This is a genomic window from Duganella sp. P38 (assembly GCF_050859475.1).
Classification (GTDB): domain Bacteria; phylum Pseudomonadota; class Gammaproteobacteria; order Burkholderiales; family Burkholderiaceae_D; genus Rugamonas.
Genome location: NZ_CP193936.1, coordinates 1,439,390 through 1,458,809, shown reverse-complemented (window position 1 = coordinate 1,458,809; position 19,420 = coordinate 1,439,390). Strand labels below are relative to the sequence as shown.

At 64.1% G+C, this 19,420-nt stretch carries 12 protein-coding genes and 4 pseudogenes; 9 read left to right on the top strand and 7 right to left on the bottom strand.

What is annotated here, in order from left to right:
- Positions 1-470: 470 nt before the first annotated feature.
- The 6 genes and pseudogenes from ACRQ5J_RS06705 to puuE form a co-directional block, all read right to left on the bottom strand.
- A pseudogene (locus ACRQ5J_RS06705) lies at positions 471-1,948 on the bottom strand (adenosine deaminase).
- A gap of 13 nt (positions 1,949-1,961) precedes the next feature.
- Positions 1,962-3,269: a guanine deaminase gene (guaD, locus tag ACRQ5J_RS06700; protein ID WP_432382011.1), complete on the bottom strand. Its 1,308-nt coding sequence runs from the start codon at positions 3,267-3,269 to the stop codon at positions 1,962-1,964.
- 30 nt (positions 3,270-3,299) lie between these two features.
- A complete protein-coding gene (xdhC, locus tag ACRQ5J_RS06695; RefSeq protein ID WP_432382009.1) occupies positions 3,300-4,397 on the bottom strand; it encodes a xanthine dehydrogenase accessory protein XdhC in 1,098 nt (365 codons plus the stop codon).
- On the bottom strand, positions 4,397-6,697 hold the full coding sequence (gene xdhB / locus ACRQ5J_RS06690; protein WP_432382007.1) for a xanthine dehydrogenase molybdopterin binding subunit: 2,301 nt from the start codon (positions 6,695-6,697) through the stop codon (positions 4,397-4,399). Before xdhB ends, xdhC begins: the two co-directional genes overlap by 1 nt.
- 11 nt (positions 6,698-6,708) lie before the next feature.
- A complete protein-coding gene (gene xdhA / locus ACRQ5J_RS06685; RefSeq protein ID WP_432382005.1) occupies positions 6,709-8,178 on the bottom strand; it encodes a xanthine dehydrogenase small subunit in 1,470 nt (489 codons plus the stop codon).
- Between the two features lie 7 nt (positions 8,179-8,185).
- A complete protein-coding gene (puuE, locus tag ACRQ5J_RS06680; RefSeq protein ID WP_432382003.1) occupies positions 8,186-9,139 on the bottom strand; it encodes an allantoinase PuuE in 954 nt (317 codons plus the stop codon).
- Between the two features lie 109 nt (positions 9,140-9,248).
- Between puuE and uraH the strand changes: the two genes are divergently transcribed.
- The 7 genes and pseudogenes from uraH (at position 9,249) to ACRQ5J_RS06645 (ending at position 16,952) form a co-directional block, all read left to right on the top strand.
- Positions 9,249-9,602, top strand: a complete 354-nt coding sequence (gene uraH, locus ACRQ5J_RS06675) for a hydroxyisourate hydrolase (RefSeq protein WP_432382001.1) — start codon at positions 9,249-9,251, stop codon at positions 9,600-9,602.
- A gap of 20 nt (positions 9,603-9,622) precedes the next feature.
- Complete coding sequence (locus ACRQ5J_RS06670; RefSeq protein ID WP_432381999.1) at positions 9,623-11,116, top strand: tetratricopeptide repeat protein; 1,494 nt, start codon at positions 9,623-9,625, stop codon at positions 11,114-11,116.
- Entirely contained in the window at positions 11,107-11,718 is a 612-nt protein-coding gene (locus ACRQ5J_RS06665) for a VOC family protein (RefSeq protein ID WP_432381997.1), read from the top strand. The genes ACRQ5J_RS06670 and ACRQ5J_RS06665 overlap by 10 nt, the downstream gene beginning before the upstream one ends.
- A 4-nt stretch (positions 11,719-11,722) precedes the next feature.
- Positions 11,723-12,472, top strand: coding sequence for an APH(3') family aminoglycoside O-phosphotransferase (locus ACRQ5J_RS06660; protein ID WP_432381995.1), 750 nt, complete (start codon positions 11,723-11,725; stop codon positions 12,470-12,472).
- A gap of 101 nt (positions 12,473-12,573) precedes the next feature.
- Positions 12,574-13,862: pseudogene (locus ACRQ5J_RS06655) on the top strand (HlyC/CorC family transporter).
- Between the two features lie 164 nt (positions 13,863-14,026).
- Positions 14,027-15,718, top strand: coding sequence for a type IV-A pilus assembly ATPase PilB (gene pilB, locus ACRQ5J_RS06650; RefSeq protein WP_432381993.1), 1,692 nt, complete (start codon positions 14,027-14,029; stop codon positions 15,716-15,718).
- Positions 15,719-15,728: 10 nt separating this feature from the next.
- Positions 15,729-16,952: a type II secretion system F family protein gene (locus ACRQ5J_RS06645; RefSeq protein WP_432381991.1), complete on the top strand. Its 1,224-nt coding sequence runs from the start codon at positions 15,729-15,731 to the stop codon at positions 16,950-16,952.
- A gap of 507 nt (positions 16,953-17,459) precedes the next feature.
- Here the strand turns inward: ACRQ5J_RS06645 and ACRQ5J_RS06640 are convergent.
- Positions 17,460-17,537, bottom strand: a pseudogene (locus ACRQ5J_RS06640) (hypothetical protein); the annotation flags it as partial.
- A gap of 342 nt (positions 17,538-17,879) precedes the next feature.
- Between ACRQ5J_RS06640 and ACRQ5J_RS06635 the strand changes: the two are divergent.
- Both ACRQ5J_RS06635 and coaE read left to right on the top strand, forming a co-directional pair.
- A pseudogene (locus ACRQ5J_RS06635) lies at positions 17,880-18,753 on the top strand (prepilin peptidase).
- A complete protein-coding gene (gene coaE, locus ACRQ5J_RS06630; RefSeq protein ID WP_432381989.1) occupies positions 18,750-19,358 on the top strand; it encodes a dephospho-CoA kinase in 609 nt (202 codons plus the stop codon). Before ACRQ5J_RS06635 ends, coaE begins: the two are co-directional and overlap by 4 nt.
- Positions 19,359-19,420 lie beyond the last annotated feature (62 nt).

Here is a 19,420-nt window from a genome sequence, read left to right as displayed (position 1 = left end):
CGGAGATTGTTTGGATTGCATTAAAAACCCCTTAGAGTGTTATTGTAAAAACTTTAACGAGAACTGCTGAAATTATGTGTACAGAGCAATTTTTTCTCTGCACGAAAGCGAGAGTGTAAAGCCGTTAAATGACAGTGGTATGACATTAAAAGTTGTCAAATTGCCCTAACTGCGAAGAACTATTGCATGTCGCCCTACCCGCGACAAATACGTTTTTGCTAAACAATTAAGTGGAAAAACATATAAATGAACGTGGAACGATTGCACATTTGCAATTTCCAGAGCTGGCAGAGGCGTAATTTCGGCGGAATTATAAGAGTTTCGGCTGCCCTTGAATTTTATTCATGACAACTATTGGGGAGAATAATTTGAAATGTAGTAAAACTGCGACAGAAATGTAGTGGAATTTTGACAAAAAGCAAAGCCGGCGGGGGTGAGCCGCCGGCTTTGCTTTCGGGTAAATACTTTATTTAGCGTTTGGCAGGTGCACCGGCGCCGGCGATTTCCGCTTCAAATTTGGCGAATTTGCCGTCAAGCGCCTTCAACAGGCGTTGTTTATCCGCATCAGCGAGGAAAGAATAACGAATACTGTCGTAGGACAGTTTTTTCACTTCCGCGTAATCCGGCTGGTAGCGGGCCGCGTACAGCACGTATTCGCCCGATAAGTTGTTACGCGAAACGCCGGCGTCGTCGGTCGACAGCACATACGGCACGCCATATTTGCGGAACAGTGTCACCGGATGGGCCTGGTCCTTGATGCCCAGGATGAAGTCGTTGCTGCTCAGATTCACCTCGACCGGGATGTTCTGATCACGCATTTTTTCATGATCGCCAGCGGATTGCTCTCGTGGGCGATATCCATGCCGTGGCCGATGCGGCTGGCGCCGGCCACGTCAATGGCGTCCTTGATGTGGAAGGTCAGGCCTTCCGGCTCGACCATGCCGAGCGACAACTCGCCGGCGTGCAGCGCCAGTTTCACCTGCGGATACTTCGATTTCAGGTATTTGAACATTTGCATGTGCAACGCGTAGTCGCGCATCGATACATGCACACTTTCCTGACCGACAATATTGACGCCGACGATTTTCGGGTTGGAGGTGGCCAGCTTGAAGCTCGACACGATCTGCGAATACACCTGCGACGGCGACAGGAAGCGCAGCGCGAACGGCTGGTAGCGCAGCGTGAAGTTGGCGTCGTCGATGCCGGCGCTGACCGTGTCCACGTTTTTCAGATAGGCGCCGATCCAGCCCTGGAACGCCTGGTCGTTTTCCAGCCTGGCCGACAGCGCGGCGAAGTCGGCGTCGGTGACGCCGCCGGACAGCGCTTTCTTGTCGAAGTCAGCGTCCTGCGCGATCGGCGCGATCTCGTAGATGGTTTCGATGTAGCTGACGTTTTCCTGGATGGCGCGCTGCTTCAGGCGCTGCAGGCCGTCCACCGCGTTGGTCGAGGCCACCGGGTTGAAATAGGCGAAGGTGTCGAAGAACTGGCGGTCCGGCGGCGACTGGATCGCGCCATGGTTGTAGAAGTCCTTGTCCGACCAGCGTTGCAGCAGGTTGGCCAGGAAGGTGTTGTCCTGCAGCGTGTCGACGCCGGACAGGCAGGTGCGCTCGGCCAGCGGCTTGGCCTGTTCGGTCTTGGTCAGCGTCTTGCTGGTGTCGATCTGGTAATTGCTCTTGTTGACGCAGAAGCCTTCCTTGTCGACCCACTCCAGATACTGCTCGGCGTAGATCGCGCCCGAGTAGTGGTGGTGCAGGTCGCCGCCCTTCGGCATCAGCGTGAAAAACATCGTCAGCTCGGCCAGTTTCGGCGCCTTGCCCGGCGCGACCAGCGAGGCGAAGTGGCGCTTGGTGGCTTCCTCGTTGGCGTTGGCGGCGTGCGCCTGCGGCATGGCGCAGAACACGGCGGCGGCCAGGGCGGCGGCTTTCAGGCTGGCGATGTTTTTCTTCATGGTGGGTCCTTGGTTAATTCATTTCACGGGCATGCACCTGGCGGCCGGCGGCATAGGTGGCGGCGATGGCGCGGTCGTCGCCCAGCAGCGCCAGTGCGAACAGCAGCTCTTCCAGGCTGCTGCTGCGCGCGGTGCGGCGCTGGAGCAGCGGCGTGGCCTGCGGGTCGATGACGATGAAATCCGCCTCCGCCCCGGCTGCGAAATTGCCGATCGTGCCTTCGAGCTGCATGCTACGCGCGGCGCCCAGCGTGGCCAGGTAGAACATGCGCAAAGCCGGCAGGTAACTGCCCTTCAAGCGCGCTACTTTATAGGCTTCATTCATCGTTTGCAACATGGAGAACGAAGTGCCGGCGCCGACGTCGGTGGCCAGCGAGAGCAGCACGCCGGCTTCGGCGGCCCGTTCGAAGTCGAACAGGCCGCTGCCGAGGAACAGGTTGGAGGTCGGGCAGATGGCGGCAGCGGACTGGGTTTCGGCCATGCGGCGGCGATCGTGCTCATTGAGCCAGATGCAGTGGCCGTACATGGCGCGCGGGCGCATCATGCCGTAGCTGTCGTAGACGTCGATGTAGCTGCGCGAGTTGGGGAACAGTTCGCGCACCCACGCGCATTCGGCTTCGTTTTCCGATACGTGGGTCTGGATGTAGGTGTCCGGGTAGGCGGCGGCCAGTTCGCCGGCAAGTTGCAGCTGGCGCTCGGTCGATGTCGGCGCGAAGCGCGGCGTGATGGCGTACAGCGAGCGGCCGCGCTTGTGCCAGCGCTGGATCAGCGCCTCGGTATCGCGCGCGCTGGTTTCGGCGGTGTCGCGCAGGAAGTCGGGGCAGTTCCGGTCCATCATCACCTTGCCGGCGACCATGCGCAGGCCGCGCTGCTCGCTGGCGGCGAAGAACGCGTCCACCGATTGCGGATGCACCGAGCAGTAGACCATGGCAGTGGTGGTGCCGCAGCGCAGCAGCTCGTCGAGGAAAAAGTCGGCCACGCCGGCAGCGTGCGTGCTGTCCTCGAACTGGCGCTCGGACGGGAAGGTGTAGGTTTCCAGCCATGGCAGCAGGCCTTCCGACGGCGAGGCGATCATGTCGGTCTGCGGGTAGTGGATGTGGGTGTCGATAAAGCCCGGCATCAGCAGCTTGCCGCTGTAGTCGTGCACCACGGCGCCCGCGGGGAGCGTGGCATGCAGCGCGGCGTAGTCGCCGGCGGCTTTGACTTTGCCGTCTTCGACGATCAGCAGGCCGTCTTCGTGCCAATCGTGCGATTGCGCGTTGAAGGCCGGATCGGCGAAAAAGTGCAGCAAGCTGCCACGGTAGGCTTGCAGGTTGGTGGTCATGTAGGTCTTTCTTAAATCTGTATGCGTAGTTTAGCTTGCGACGGCCAGCCGTGCCGGCGCGTTGAGTGCAGCGATTTGCTGCCGCTCCCACACCATCAGCAATTGCGCGCACACTGAGGCGGCGATGGCGGCGGGGAGCTTGCTGGAGATGCCCGGCAGGCCAATGGGGCAGACCATGTTGTCGATGCGGTCTTGCGGGATGCCGCGCGCGGCCATGCGGCGTTCGAATTGTACCCGCTTGGTGTGCGATCCGATAAGGCCGAACCAGCCAACTTGTTGTCTTGACAGGATTGCTGCGGTCAGGCGCTGGTCCAGCGCGTGGCTGTGGGTCATGACGAGGTAGCTGGCGTTCGCCGGCGCGGCGGCCACGCAGGCCTCCGGCAGGTCGGTCGCTTCGACGGCGACGTTGGCCGGCAGGCCCGCAGGGAACATGTCTTCGCGCTCATCGACCCAGGTGACGGTGCACGGCAGCTCGCCCAGCAGGCGCACGATGGCAGCGCCGACATGGCCGGCGCCGAACAACACCAGGTGGGCGCGCGGCGCCGGGCAAGGATCGACCAGCCAGCGCCGCCCGTCCGCATCGCGCAGCACATGCGTGCCGCGTTGCCGGTCAATGGCAGGCGCGGCCACCGCCGCGCCGCTGCTCGGCGCCGACGGCCCGCAGACGCGCGCGTCGTCGGCGCCGAGCAGCAGCGCGGCTGGCGCGCCGTCGATGGCGCTCACGCGCCAGTTGTCTTCGCGCTGGCGCGCGCGCAGGCCTGCCAGCACGGCGGCCAGTTCAGGGCCAAGCAGCTCAAACGCCAGATACACTACGCCACCACAGCACTGCCCCAGGGTCGGCCCGAGCGCATAGCGCTCCAGCCGCGCCGCCGGCGCGCCGGCGGAGAACACGTGGTGCGCGCTTGCGCTGGCCACGCCAGACTTGCGCTCAATCGCCGCTTCTTGCAGCATCTCGCGCGCCAGCTGCACAGCGCACAGTTCCAGATGGCCGCCGCCGATCGTATCGTGCTGGCCGCGCGCCGTCACCAGCATCCTGGCGCCTGGCTCGCGCGGGCCGGAGCCCTCCACGATCGCCACGGTCACCAGCACGGCCGGTTCACAGGTCTGCGCTGTCAGCCACGCATTCATCACGCCATCACTTCCACAATCGATACCGCCCGCAGGATCTCCTCGCTGGTGGCCGGCGCATTCAGCGGCGGATTGACGCGATGCCCGCCCACTGCGGAAATCGCATCCCTGATCGCAAAGAACACCGAAAACGGCAGCAGCAACGGCGGCTCGCCGACAGCCTTGGAGCGATGAATACTATCCTCCACATTCCCGTTATCGAACAAGCGGACACGGAAGTCTTCCGGACAGTCCGAAATGCCGGGAATCTTGTAAGTGGACGGCGCGTGCGTCATCAGCTTGCCCGCCGCATTCCACCACAGCTGCTCCGTGGTCAGCCAACCCATGCCCTGAATGAACGCGCCCTCCACCTGACCGATATCGATGGCCGGATTCAGCGAGCGCCCCGCATCGTACAAAACATCCGCCCGCAGCAGCTTCCACTCGCCGGTCAGCGTATCCACCACTACCTCCGACACTGCCGCGCCGTAGGCGAAATACGAGAACGGATGCCCGCTCATCGTCTTCGGGTCCCAGTGCAAGCCAGGCGTCGCATAAAATCCGTCGGACCACAGCTGCACGCGCGCCAGGTACGCCTTTTGCACCAGCTCCGCGAACAGCACCTTGTGGCCGTTCACGTGAACGTGGTTATCCTGGAAGCGCACCGGCTGTCCATCGTCCTCGCCATACAGCTTGACCGCATGCGCGGCCAGGCGCTCGCGTATCTGCCGCGCCGCATCCTGCGCCGCCTTGCCATTCAGATCCGCGCCGGTGGACGCCGCCGTGGCCGAGGTGTTCGATACCTTGCTGGTATCCGTCGCCGTAATGCGCACGTGCGACAGGTCCACGCCCAGTTCGTGCGCCACTACCTGCATCACCTTGGTGTTGATGCCCTGACCCATCTCCGTGCCGCCGTGATTGACCAGCACCGAGCCATCGACATACACATGCACCAGTGCGCCCGCCTGATTCAGGTGCGTCACATTGAACGCAATGCCGAATTTCAGCGGCGTGAACGCGATGCCCTTCTTCAGCACAGGACTGCCGGCGTTGAAAGCGGCGATGGCCTGGCGGCGCGCGCGGTACTCGCTGGTCTGCTCCAGCTCCGCCGTCAGCGTGCCGATGACGTTATCGACAATCTCCTGGCCATACGGCGTGACATTGCGTTCGCTGGCGCCATAAAAATTGAGCCGGCGAATATCCAGCGGATCGCGTCCCAGATTGCGCGCAATCTCGTCGATGACGTACTCGATTGCGATCGCCCCTTGCGGCCCGCCGAAGCCACGGAAGGCCGTGTTGGACTGCGTATTCGTCTTGCCGCAGCCGGCGCGAATATCCACATCCGACAGGTAGTAGGCGTTATCGAAGTGGCAGACCGCGCGCGTCGCCACGGGACCCGACAAATCGGCCGAGAAGCCGGCGCGCAAGGTCATATCCACCCGCGCGGCAAGAATCCTGCCGTTATCGTCGTAGCCAACTTCGTATTCATAGTAGAAGCAATGGCGCTTGCCGGTAACCAGCATATCGTCATCGCGGTCCGCGCGCAGCTTGACAGGGCGGCGCAGTTTGGACGCCGCAATGCCTGCCGAAGCAGCCCACAAGGCGGACTGCGACTCCTTGCCGCCAAAGCCGCCGCCCATGCGGCGACACTCCACCTGCACCTTGTGCGAATGCACGCCGATGGCATGCGCCACCACATGCTGCATCTCGCTCGGATGCTGCGTCGAGCATTGCACCAGCAGGCAGTTGTCCTCCTTGGGAATCGCATACGCGATCTGGCCCTCAAGGTAAAACTGCTCCTGGCCGCCGACGAACAACTGCCCTTTTACCACGCGCGGCGCTGCCCCGAAGGCGGCCTCGAAATCGCCGCGCTTCAGCTGCATTGGCGGCAGCACGTAGGAGCCGGCGGCCTTTGCTTGCTGCGGCGTGAAGATGGCCGGCAGTTCCTCGTAAGTGACCACCGCAAGGCGCGCGGCGCGGCGCGCGTTATCGTGCGTGTCCGCCACCACGATGAATATCGGCTGGCCGACGTACATCACTTCCTCGACAGCCCAGATCGGATCGTCGTGGATGATAGGTCCGCAGTCGTTGGTGCCGACGATATCGGCGGCGGTGTACACCGCCGCCACGCCGGGCGCCGCGCGCACCGGAGACAAGTCCATCGCAGTGATGCGCGCATGCGCCTTGGCGGACAAGCCCAGCGCCGCATGCAGCGTGCCTTGCAGCTCCGGGATGTCGTCGGTGTAAGTAGCCTGCCCGAGCACATGCAGCTCGGCCGATTCGTGCGCGCGCGATACGCCGACCGCTTTCCAGTCATTCATGATGTCCCCTTTCACGCGCGGCACGCGAAGGCGTTGACGGCGCTGGCTGCAAGCGGCGCTTCGGTGCGTGTCTCCAGCCAGAAACGGCGGAGCAGGTTCTGCGCCGTCTGCATGCGATACGTGCTCGATGCGCGCATGTCCGACAGCGGGGCGAAGTCCTGTTGTAGCTGATCCATCGCCACCCGCAGATTGGCTTCGTTCCAGCGCAGGCCGGTGAGCGACGCTTCCGCGCGCGCCGCGCGGCGCGGCGTCGCCGCCATGCCGCCGAACGCGATGCGCGCATCGACGACAGTATCGCCGTCCAGCGTGAACGCGAAGGCCGCGCACACCGCCGAGATATCCTGGTCAAACCGCTTGGCCAGCTTGTAGGTACGGAACCGCACGTTCTCGCGCGGAGGCGGAATGCGGATGGCGGCCACGAATTCGTCGGCCTGCAAATCCTTCTTTTGATAATCGAGGTAGAACGCTTCCAGCGGCAGCATGCGGCGGCCGGACCGACCTTGCAGAACCACCTCGCTGCCCAGCGCAATCAGCCACGGCATCGAATCGCCGATCGGCGAGCCATTGGCGACATTGCCGCCCAGCGTGCCGGCATTCCGGATCGGCAGCGACGCAAAGCGCTGCCACAACTCGCCCAGCTCCGCCGGATACAGCGCGCATAGCGCCTCATACGCATCATTGAGCGAGACGCCGGCGCCGATCTCCAGCATGCCGTCCTGCTGCCGCACGTTTTGCAGCGCGCTCACATGGCCGAGATAAATGATGTCACCCAGCTCGCGCATCTGCTTTGTCACCCACAGGCCGATGTCGGTGGAGCCGGCCAGCAGCGTCGCCTTCGGATGCGCGGCGCGCAGCGTCACCAGCTCTTCCAGCGTGCGCGGCGCATGGAACGACTGCCCCTGCGCGGTATAGGTAGCGCCAGCGTCGCGCCGCAGGGCTTCCAGCTGCCGCGTTAAAGCGGCACGGTCGAACGACACCCGAGGCAGCTCGGTCATGCGCTGCGCCGCGTCGATGATCGGCCGATAGCCGGTGCAACGGCACAGGTTACCGGACAGGCAATCGTCGATCTCCTTGCGCTTTGCCGGCTGGCCGTCCTTGTCGAGATACATGCCCCACAAGGACATCACAAAGCCCGGTGTGCAGAAACCGCATTGCGAGCCGTGACACTCCACCATCGCCTGCTGCACCGGATGCAGCGCGCCGTCCGGCTGCTGCAAGTCCTCCACCGTGAACAGCGCCTTGCCGTCCAGCGTCGGCGCGAACTGGATGCAGGAATTCACCGCCCTCATCTCCAGCTCCCCGGCCGCATTCAGGCTGCCGAGGACCACCGTGCAGGCGCCGCAATCGCCCTCGGCGCAGCCTTCCTTGGCGCCTGTGCAATGCAAATCCTCGCGCAGGTGTTGCAGCACGGTGCGGGTGGGTGCGGCCTCGCGGATTTCCTGCACGGCGCCACGGAAGTAAAAGCGGATCGGGTCGGACATCACAATCTCATTTCGCAAATGGGTGAACCTGGCGCCAGTGTTCGGCGATATCGATGCGGCGCGCAATCCACACCTTGTCGTGGCGCTGCACGTAGTCGAGGAAACGCGCCAGCGCAGCCGCGCGTGCGGGCCGGCCGACGATGCGGCAATGCAGGCCGATAGACAGCATCTTCGGCTGATTCAAGCCGTCCGGATCGCCCTCCGCGTACAGCACGTCAAACGCATCCTTCAGATAATCGAAGAACTGCGTGCCCGAGTTGAAACCCTGCGCGGCGGCGAAGCGCATATCGTTGGTGTCCAGCGTGTACGGCACGATCAACTGCGGCGCGCTGGCCGCGTGGCCGCTGCTATCAGTGTAGTCCACCGTTTGCCAGAATGGCAGGTCGTCGCCGTAATGATCGGCGTCGTAGCGGAAGCCGCCGTGCTCCATCACCAGCCGGCGCGTCTGCGGCGAATCGCGGCCGGTATACCAGCCCTGCGGCGCGCTGCCGGTCAGCTCGCGGATGATGTCCACCGCTTCCTTCATGTGGGCGCGCTCGGTCGCCTCGTCGATGTTCTGGTAACTGATCCAGCGCAGGCCGTGGCAGGCGATCTCGTGGCCCAGCTGCTGGAACGCCGCCACCGCCTCAGGATGGCGCTTCAGCGCCATCGACACGCCGAACACCGTCAGCGGCAGCTTGCGCTCCTCGAACATGCGCAACAGCCGCCACAGGCCCGCGCGCGAACCGTATTCGTACAACGACTCCATGCTCATGTGGCGGTTGCTGAACGAAGCGGCGCCGATAATCTCGGACAGGAAGGTCTCGGAACCGGCGTCGCCATGCAGCACGCTGTTCTCGCCGCCCTCCTCGTAATTCAGCACGAACTGCAGGGCGATGCGGGCCTGGCCGGGCCAGCGCGCATGCGGCGGCACCCGGCCGTAGCCGATCATGTCGCGGGGGTAGTTGGCGTAAGTGCTCATGGCGGTGGCGAGTCTATGGGGAATATAACCGTAATCATATATGCCCAGATCCGTGGCAGTATATGATTTACACAATAGATACCTGTGACAAGCAAATATAGGACCAACCATGGGAAAACTCAGCACGCACGTTCTCGACATCACCCTGGGCAAGCCGGGCGCCGGCGTCAAGCTGGCCTTGTACGCGGTATCGCCGCAAGGGCGGCAGTTGCTGAAGACGGATGTGACGAACGCGGACGGCCGCTGTTCCGCACCGCTGCTGGAAGGCGACGCACTGAAACAGGGCAGATATGAACTGGTCTTCAGCGCCGGCGACTATTTCGCGGCGCAGGGCACGGCCCTGCCGGAGCCGCGTTTTATCGATGAAGTGACGCTGGCCTTCGGCGTCGCCCACGCCGACCAGAACTACCACGTGCCGCTGGTGGTGTCGCCGTGGGCCTATTCGACTTACCGGGGAAGCTGAGATGATAAGATGCGGACACCATGACTGTATCCCTGTCCGCATCCTTACTCCAACAAGCCGTCGAACTGCATCAGCAGGGGCGGCTGCAACCGGCGCAGGCGCTGTACCGGCAAGTTCTCGAACTCGACCCGCGCTCCTTCGACGCGCTGCACCTGCTGGGCGTGATCGCCCGCCAGCAGGGCGATAGCGCTGCCGCCATTGACCTGATCTCGCGCGCCATCGCAGTCGACGACGCCCAGGCTGCTGCGCATTGCAACCTCGGCGTGGCGCTGCTCGATAGCGGCCGTGCCGATGAGGCACTGGCCAGCCATGAACGGGCGCTGGCGCTCACTCCTTCCTATGCGCTGGCGTGGAGCAACCGCGGCAACGCGCTGCGCCGGCTCGGACGGCCAAATGAAGCGCTGGACAGCTATCAGCGCGCGCTGGCGATTCAGCCGCAATATGCCGAGGCCCACTGCAACCGCGCCATCGTGTTGCAGGATCAGGGCCGCTATCTGGATGCGCTGGGGGCCGCCGAGGATGCGCTCAACATCAAGGACCGTTATGCCGACGCCTGGCTGGCGCGCGGCCATGCGCTGCATTGCCTGCGCTATCTGCCGGAAGCGGTGGAGAGTTTCGACCGCGCCATCCACCTGCGTCCCGACTGGGCGGAGGCCTACAGCGCGCAAGGCGCTACGCTGCACCGTCTAGGCGAATTCGCTGCGGCGCTGGACAGCTACGATCAGGCCTTGAAGCACAAACCGGATTACGCGCTGGCGCACTACCAGCGCGGCAACGCCCTGCGCTCGCTGGAACGGCGCGAGGATGCGATTGCCGCCTACCGCGCGGCGCTGGCGCATGGCGACAATCCCGAAACCATCGCTTTCGCACTGGCTTCCGTCGGCGAGGGCGACACGCCCGCCGCGCTACCAAACGATTACGTGCGTTCGCTGTTCGATCAATACGCCAACCACTTCGACCAGCATCTGACCGAAGTGCTGGGCTATAAAACGCCCGCCGTGCTGGATGCGCTGCTGCGCCACGTGGCGCCAGCGCTCGAGCTGACGACGGTTGACCTGGGCTGCGGCACCGGCTTGTGCGGTCCTTACCTGCGCGCCTATTCGCGCAAGCTGCACGGCGTCGATCTGTCGCAGCAGATGCTGGACAAGGCGGCCGAACGTGGCCTGTACGACGAACTGGCGTGCGCCGACTTGCTGACCTATCTGGATGGCAGCGACGCCGCCTTCGACCTTGCGGTGGCCGCCGACGTTTTCGTCTACATCGGCGATCTCGCGCCGGTGTTCCGCGCGGTGCATGCGGCGCTGCGTCCTGGCGGGCGTTTCTGCTTCTCGGTTGAAGCAGGCGATGGCGCTGACTATGTGCTGCGCCCATCCAACCGTTACGCCCACACGCTGGGCTACCTGCAACGCCTGGCTGCCGATACCGGCTTCACCGTGCTGGCCACGCAGGCGCTGGAGGCGCGCGAGGAAAACGGCGCGCCGATCGCCGCCCACGCGCTGGTCCTATGCAAATAGATCACATCTTCATTCGCGCCACCGCCGGCGCGCCGGAAGCCGCAGCGCTGCGCGCCTTCGGCCTGACCGAAGGCAGCGGCAACGCGCATCCGGGCCAGGGCACGGCCAACCGCCGCTTCTTCTTCGCCAACGCTTTTCTTGAATTGCTATGGATTGCAGATGAAACGGAAGTTACCAGTCCGCTGACCGCACCGACAATGTTAAGCGAGCGGCTGACCATCGGCAGCGATGCCTCGCCGTTCGGCATCTGCTTCCACGACGCGGGCGGCGCATTTCCGGTCTTCGATTACAAGCCGGGCTATCTGCCACAGGGCATGAGCATCGGTATCGCCAGCGAAGCACCGCTTGCGGAACCGATGTGGTTTTGTCTCGCCGGTGGCAGGCCCTTGCCGCCACCACCCATCCACGCAGCCGGCATCGCGCGCATTACCGCGGTGCGCTGCACGCAGCCTTCTGCCGGCGCGCTGTCGGCGGCCGCCATCGCCAGCGGCATCGGGTTTGCCCAGGGCGCCGAGCATCTGCTGGAGATCAGTTTTGACGAGGAGGCGCGCGGCATGGTGCACGACTTCCGGCCTGCCCTTCCTCTTCTGTTCCGATACTGAGCTTATGTCCGCAACCATCAAACGCTTTATTGGCGATGCCGTCCTGCACCGCGATGAGATCGGCGAATCGCCGTGCCAGGTGCACAGCTTCCAACGCGCAAGCGAACTGTATTTTCTGAAGACGTCTCCGGCGGTCTACGCCAGCACCACCTACAGCGTGCTGCGCGAGGCGGCAGTGTTGCAATGGCTGTCCGGTAAAGTGAATGTGCCTGAAGTGGTGCTCACCGCGCAGGATGCGCAGCAGGAGTACATGATCACCCGCGCGGTACCCGGTGTTCCGCTAGCCGCGCTTCTGGAAGACGAGGATCGCGCGCTGGCCGTGTTTCAGGAGGCGCTGCGGCAGCTGCAAGCCATCGACATCAGCGGCTGCCCGTTCGATTCCAGCGCCGCCGTGCGCCTGCGCGAACTGGCGTTCCTGGTCAGCCGCGGCCTGATCGACGAAGACTACGACCTCTCCCCCTGGCCCGGCCTGCATACGCCGCAAGACCTGTTGGACCGGCTGCATGCCACCATCCCCGACGAAGAACTGGTCTTCTCGCACGGCGACCTCGGCGACAGCAACATCTTCGTCCACAACAACGAGCTGCACTTCATCGACCTTGGCCGCGGCGGCAAGGCCGACCGCTGGCTCGACATCGCTTTCGCCCACCGCAACCTGCGCGAGGAGGTGTCCGCCGCCGCCGCCGCCCGGCTGCTGCGCAGCGACGCCGCCGCCAAGCGCGCATTCTTCGAACAACTCGACGAACTGTTCTAGACAAACGCCAGCGCCGCGCCCGGAGTTGCACACAACGTATCATTGGCTTAGAATTTGCGCTATCGCATTCTGCTGGCGCCTGACCGGTCTGCCATTTCCCCTTGGATACCGTTCCCCTTTGGGTGCAATTTCTTGCACTCTTCGTCCTGATCCTGTGTTCCGCCTTCTTCGCGATGGCCGAGACCGCCCTGATGGCGGCCAACAAGTATCGCCTGCGCCATGAGGCCAAGCGCGGCAGCCGCAAGGCGATCACCACGCTGTGGCTGCTCGACCGCACCGACAAGCTGCTGTCGCTGGTGCTGATCGCCAACACCCTGTTCAACGCCGCCGCCACCGCGCTGGTGACGTCGATCGCCATCCAGTCCTTCGGCCACGACGACAACGTCATCACCGTCTCCACCGGCGCGGTGGCCTTCCTGCTAATCGTGTTCGCGGAAATTTCGCCCAAGGTCATCGGCGCCACCTTCCCGGAAAAATCGCGCTGCCGACCAGCATGGTGCTGAAGCCGCTGATGGCGGTGTCCAAGCCGATGATCTGGTTCGTTAACCTGTTCGTCTCGCAACTGCTGAAAGTGTTCGGCATCACGGCCGGCTCGCACCGCCACGATCCGCGCCTGTCGCCGGAAGAGCTGCGCTCGATCGTGCTGGAGGGCGGCAACTTCATTCCGCAAAAGCACAAGAGCATCCTGCTCAACCTGTTCGACCTGGAAACCATCTCGGTCGAAGACATCATGACGCCGCGCTCGCAGATCGAGGCGCTGAACCTGGAACTGCCGGTCGACGAAATCAAGCGCGAGCTGACCACCTGCTACCACAACAAGCTGCCCGTCTACGAAGGTGAGATCAACCGCATCGTCGGCATCCTGCACGTGCGCAAGGCGGTCGCCCTGCTGAACCAGGAAGAGGAACTGACCACGGCGCACTTCCGCGAACTGCTGACCACCCCGTATTTCATCCCGCAAGACACGCGCTTGTTCACGCAATTGCAATACTTCCAGGAAAACAAGGAACGCCTCGGCATCATCGTCGACGAGTACGGCGAGGTGCAGGGCCTGGTCACGCTGGACGACATCATCGAAGAGATGATCGGCGAATTCACCACCTCCACGCCGGGCGCCTCCAAGGCTGAAAGCTTCGGCTGGGACGCCAACGGCGAATGCCTGCTCGACGGCACCACGCCGCTGCGCGACGTCAACAAGCGCCTCGACCTGCACTTCCCGCTGGACGGCCCGAAAACGCTGAACGGCATGCTGCTGGAACTGTTGCAGGAAATCCCTGACGCGCCGATCAGCATCAAGGTCGGCCAGTGCATCGTGGAAGTGGTGCAGGTGCACGACCAGGCGATCAAAGTGGTCAAACTGCGGCGCGCCGGCAACAAGGAGGCGTTGTAAAAGCCGGCAAACGCGTGGGCGCGGACGACGGAGCGGAGTACACTGTTGGTGACGGCTTTACAAAAGTAATGCCGGAGAGCATCATTTACTGAACAGCCCTCCTCCAACCTGATCCGACGCTTTCTATGGCCGCAGCCCTACCGAACGCAGTCTCAGGCGCGCCGATGCCGGGGCTGGCTCGGGCGTTGATGCAAGGCGGGCGCCTGAGCGCCGTGCAGGCCGAGGCGCTGCAAAAGAAGTCGCTGCTGGAAAAACTGCCTTTCATCGATGTGCTGCTGGGCAGCGGCGCGATCGAATCCGCGGCGCTGGCCGCCTTCTGCGCTGAAACCTTCGCCTATCCCCTGATGGACGTCGGCACGCTCAACATCGAGGCCTTGCCGCCCAAGATCATCGACAACAAGCTGATGCAGAGCCAGCGCGTGGTCGCGCTCTCCAGGCGCGGCAACCGGATGGCGGTCGCCATTTCCGACCCGACCAATACGCAGGCGCTGGACCAGATCAAGTTCCAGACCGAATCCACGGTCGAGCCGGTCATTGTGTCGCACGACGCGCTGCTGCAACTGCTGGCCCGGCTCAACAAGAGCAGCGAGCAAAGCATCGCCGACCTGGCCGGCGAGGAAGGCGAGATCCAGTTCGCCGAAGACGAGGCGCCGGCGGCGGCGCCGGCCGACGCCGCCGCCAACGAAGTCGAGGACGCGCCGGTGGTGCGCTTCCTCAACAAGATGCTGATAGACGCCGTCACCCTCGGCGCCTCCGACCTGCACTTCGAGCCCTTCGAAAAGTTCTACCGCATCCGCTTCCGCGTCGACGGCGTGCTGATCGAACATGCGCAGCCGCCGATCTCGATCAAGGAAAAACTGGTCTCGCGCATCAAGGTGCTGGCCAAGCTGGACATCTCGGAAAAGCGCGTGCCGCAGGACGGCCGCATGCGCCTGATCGTCTCGCCGACCAAGACCATCGACCTGCGCATCTCGACGCTGCCGACGCTGTTCGGCGAGAAGACCGTGATGCGGATACTCGACGCCACGCAGGCGCAGATGGGCATCGACTCGCTCGGCTACGAGCCCGAGCAGCAGGCGCTGCTGCTGGACGCCATCGCCCGTCCCTACGGCATGGTGCTGGTGACCGGGCCGACCGGCTCGGGCAAGACGGTGTCGCTGTACACCTGCCTCAACATCCTCAACAAGCCGGGCATCAACATCTCCACCGCCGAAGACCCGGCCGAGATCAACCTGCCCGGCGTCAACCAGGTCAACGTCAACGACAAGGCCGGCCTGACCTTCCCGGTGGCGCTCAAGTCCTTCCTGCGCCAGGACCCGGACATCATCATGGTCGGCGAGATCCGCGACCTCGAAACGGCCGACATCGCCATCAAGGCCGCGCAGACCGGCCACCTGGTGTTTTCCACGCTGCACACCAACGACGCGCCGTCCACGCTGACGCGGCTGATGAACATGGGCGTGGCGCCGTTCAACATCGCCTCGTCGGTGATCCTGATCACGGCGCAGCGGCTGGCGCGGCGGCTATGCAGCTGCAAGCAGCCGGTCGACATCGCGCCTGAGCTGCTGCTCAAGGCCGGCTTCAGCGCGGACGAAGTCGACGGCTCCTGGCGCCCCTACGGCCCGGTCGGCTGCGAGCGCTGCAACGGCGGCGGCTACAAGGGCAGGGTCGGCATCTACCAGATCATGCCGATCACGCCGGCGATCGAGGCGCTGATCCTGGCGCATGGCAATTCGATGCAGATCGCCGCCCAGTCCGAGGCGGAAGGCGTGAAGTCGCTGCGCAAGTCCGGACTGGTCAAAGTCAAGGCGGGCCTGACCAGCCTGGAAGAAGTGCTGGGCTGCACCAACGAATAGGACGGCGAACATGGCGATATCGCGCAACGCGGGCAACCAGGTCAAGGAATCGGTGTTCGCCTGGGAGGGCAAGGACAAGACCGGCAAGACCGTGCGCGGCGAGCTGCGCGCCGGCGGCGAGGCGGTGGTCAATGTCACGCTGCGCCGCCAGGGCATCCTGGTCACCAAGGTCAGGAAAAAGGCCTACCGCTCGGGCAAGCGCGTCACCGACAAGGACATCACGCTGTTCACGCGCCAGCTGGCGACGATGATGAAGGCCGGCGTGCCGCTGCTGCAATCGTTCGACATCGTCGGCAAGGGCCACGCCAATCCGTCGGTGTCCAAGCTGGTGATGGAGCTGCGCGCCGACATCGAGACCGGCACCAGCCTGAACCAGGCGTTCCGCAAATTCCCGCTGTACTTCGATCCGCTGTTCTGCAACCTGGTGGGCGCCGGCGAGCAGGCCGGCATTCTGGAAGACCTGCTGACGCGGCTGGCGATCTACAAGGAAAAAACCCAGGCCATGAAGGCCAAGATCAAGTCGGCGCTGACCTACCCGGTGTCGATCCTGGCGGTGGCGTTCATCGTCACCGCCGTCATCATGATCTGGGTGGTGCCGGCGTTCAAGGAAGTGTTTTCCAGCTTCGGCGCCAACCTGCCGGCGCCGACGCTGTTCGTGATGGCGCTGTCGGAATTCTTCGTGCAGTGGTGGTATGTGATCTTCGGCGGGCTGGGCGCGGGCATCTACTTTTTCTTCCGCGCCTGGCAGCGCTCGCTGCAAATGCAGCGCTTCATGGACAAGCTGCTGCTGCGCCTGCCCGTGTTCGGCGAGGTCATCCGCAAAGCCACGATCGCCCGCTGGACCCGCACGCTGTCGACCATGTTCGCCGCCGGCGTGCCGCTGGTGGAGTCGCTCGACTCGGTGGGCGGCGCCGCCGGCAACGCCGTCTACCTCGACGCCACGCGCCGCATCCAGACCGAAGTGAGCACCGGCACCAGCCTGACGGTGGCGATGCAGAACGCCGACGTGTTCCCCAATATGGTGACGCAGATGGTGTCGATCGGCGAAGAATCGGGCTCGCTGGACGCCATGCTGGGCAAGGTGGCCGATTTCTACGAAGACGAGGTGGACGAAGCGGTGGCCTCGCTGTCGGCGCTGATGGAGCCGGCCATCATGGTCATCCTCGGCGTGCTGATCGGCGGGCTGGTGGTGGCGATGTACCTGCCGATCTTCAAGCTCGGTTCGGTGGTTTAGGGCGCGCGTCAGCCATGCGGCCAGCCGGTGGCGCCAGCTGGTGTCGCGCGGCGTCTGGTAGCAGATTTCGCCCGGCACCCTGAACAGCACTTCGGTGCCGCGCCCCGGCACGTTGAGCAGGTCGATGTCGCCGCCGATGCGCGCGGCGCGCTCGCGCATGCAGGCCAGGTTGCGCGGCGGCTGCGCCACCTGCCTGCCGTCGTCGCGCACGCACAGCGTCAGGAACTCGCAGCCGTACACCAGCGCCAGCTCGACGGCGCCGGCCTGCGCGTGCTGGAAGGTGTTGTACAGCAGCTCGCGGCCGATGGCGTAAATCAGCTCGCCGCAGTCCGGATCGACCGCGGCCGGGTCGCCGCTGACGCTCATGCGGAATGGCGTGTCGAAATTCTCCTGCAAGGACTGGCCGGCGGCGGCGAACGCCTGGCTCAGGTTGTCCGCATACATCACCGGCATGCGCAGCGCCAGGATCTGGTGGCGGCCTTCGGCCAGCACGTCGTCGGCCTGGTCGAGGATGTGTTCGATGGTGGCGCGCTCCGCGCTGGCGTCGCCGAGCCGGTGGGCCACGCCCTGGAAGCGCAAGATCATGCCCTGCATGCTTTGCAGCAGCGTGTCGTGCAGACTGGTGGCAACGCGCTCGCGCTCGGCCAGCTGGCGCAAGCGGTCTTCATAGCCGCGCCGTAGCCGGCGCAGGCGCAGCACGGCCACGACGCAGGCCAGGCATGCCAGTAACAGCCCGAGCAGCAAAAATAACGGTGTCTGGAAAAACGACGACAAGGAGTGCTCCGAGCGGAAAGACAGACCTGACACCTTGCCATTGTTCCAATGCTTTTACTATCCCTCAGACGAGGGAGCGCCGGCCGAAAAAGCCAGCGCAACATTGTTGTAATGCTTTAATATGGCCCCGTGACTATTCCCGCCCCGCCTACCATGTTGCAAACCACCCTGCTGTTCGCCCCCGCCGGCGACCTCGCCATCAGCCTCATTGCCGGCCTCTTCGGCCTGCTGTTCGGCAGCTTCCTCAACGTGGTGATCCACCGCCTGCCGATCATGATGCAGCGCGAGTCCGACAACTACGTGGCCGAGGAATCCGGCCAGCCGCTGCCGCACAGCGACCGCTACAACCTGATGGCGCCGCGCTCGGCCTGTCCGCATTGCCGGCACCAGATCAGCGCCGTCGAAAACATCCCGGTGTTCAGCTGGCCTCGCGCTGCGCGGCAAGTGCAGCAATTGCAAGGCGAAGATTTCAGCGCGCTACCCGCTGGTGGAGCTGCTCACCGGCGCGCTGTCGGCGCTGGTGGTGTGGCGCTTCGGCAGCGGCTACGCCGGGCTGGCGGCGCTGTTCTTCCTGTACTCGCTGATCGCCATGACCTTCATCGACGCCGACACCCAGCTGCTGCCGGACGACCTGACCTATCCGCTGATCTGGGCCGGCCTGCTGGTCAACCTCAACGGCACCTTCGTGCCGCTGCAGGACGCGGTGCTGGGCGCGGCGGCCGGCTATCTGGCGCTGTGGTCGGTGTACTGGCTGTTCAAGCTGGCTACCGGCAAGGAGGGCATGGGCTATGGCGACTTCAAGCTGCTGGCCGGCCTCGGCGCGTGGATGGGCTGGACCATGCTGCCGGCCATCATCCTGCTGTCGTCGCTGGTGGGCGCGCTGGTCGGCATCGGCCTGATCGTGTTTGCCAGGCGCGCGCGCAACCAGCCGATTCCGTTCGGCCCCTACCCGGCCGCCGCCGGCCTGATCGCCATGCTGTACGGCGGCCCGCTGCTGGGCCTGACCATGAGCCTGGGCCAGCGATGAGCAGGCCGCCCTTCGCCATCGGCCTGACGGGCGGCATCGGCAGCGGCAAGAGCACGGTGGCCGAGATGTTTGCCGCGCGCGGCGCCAGCATCATCGATACCGACCTCATCGCCCACGGCATGACCGCGCCCAACGGCGCGGCGATGCCAGCCATCGTGGCCGGATTCGGCCCGGAATTTGCGGACGCCAGCGGCGCCATGGACCGCGCCCGCATGCGCGCGCTGGTGTTCAACGACGCCGGCGCCAAGGCGCGGCTGGAAGCGATTTTGCATCCGCGCATCCGCGACGCCGCGCTGGCCGAAGCCGCCGCCGCCAGCGGCAGCTATGTGATCTACGCGGTGCCGCTGCTGGTCGAATCGGCTACGTGGCGTGCGCGGGTCAGCCGCGTGCTGGCGGTAGACTGTGACGAGGAGGTGCAAATTGCCCGCGTGATGGCGCGTAACAATTTGCCGGAAGCGCAGGTCCGCGCCATCATGGCCGCGCAAGCGAGCCGCCAGCAGAGGCTGGCGGCGGCGGACGATGTTATTGTCAATAATGCAGGAATCGCTGAATTGGAGGCCCAAGTCGAGCGCTTGCACGCGCTTTATCTGCAAATTCGCTGGTAATTTCGCGGATTAGGGCAATAATGCCTGCGCAAACGTTTGTAATTTTGCTTGGCTTGCTTCAA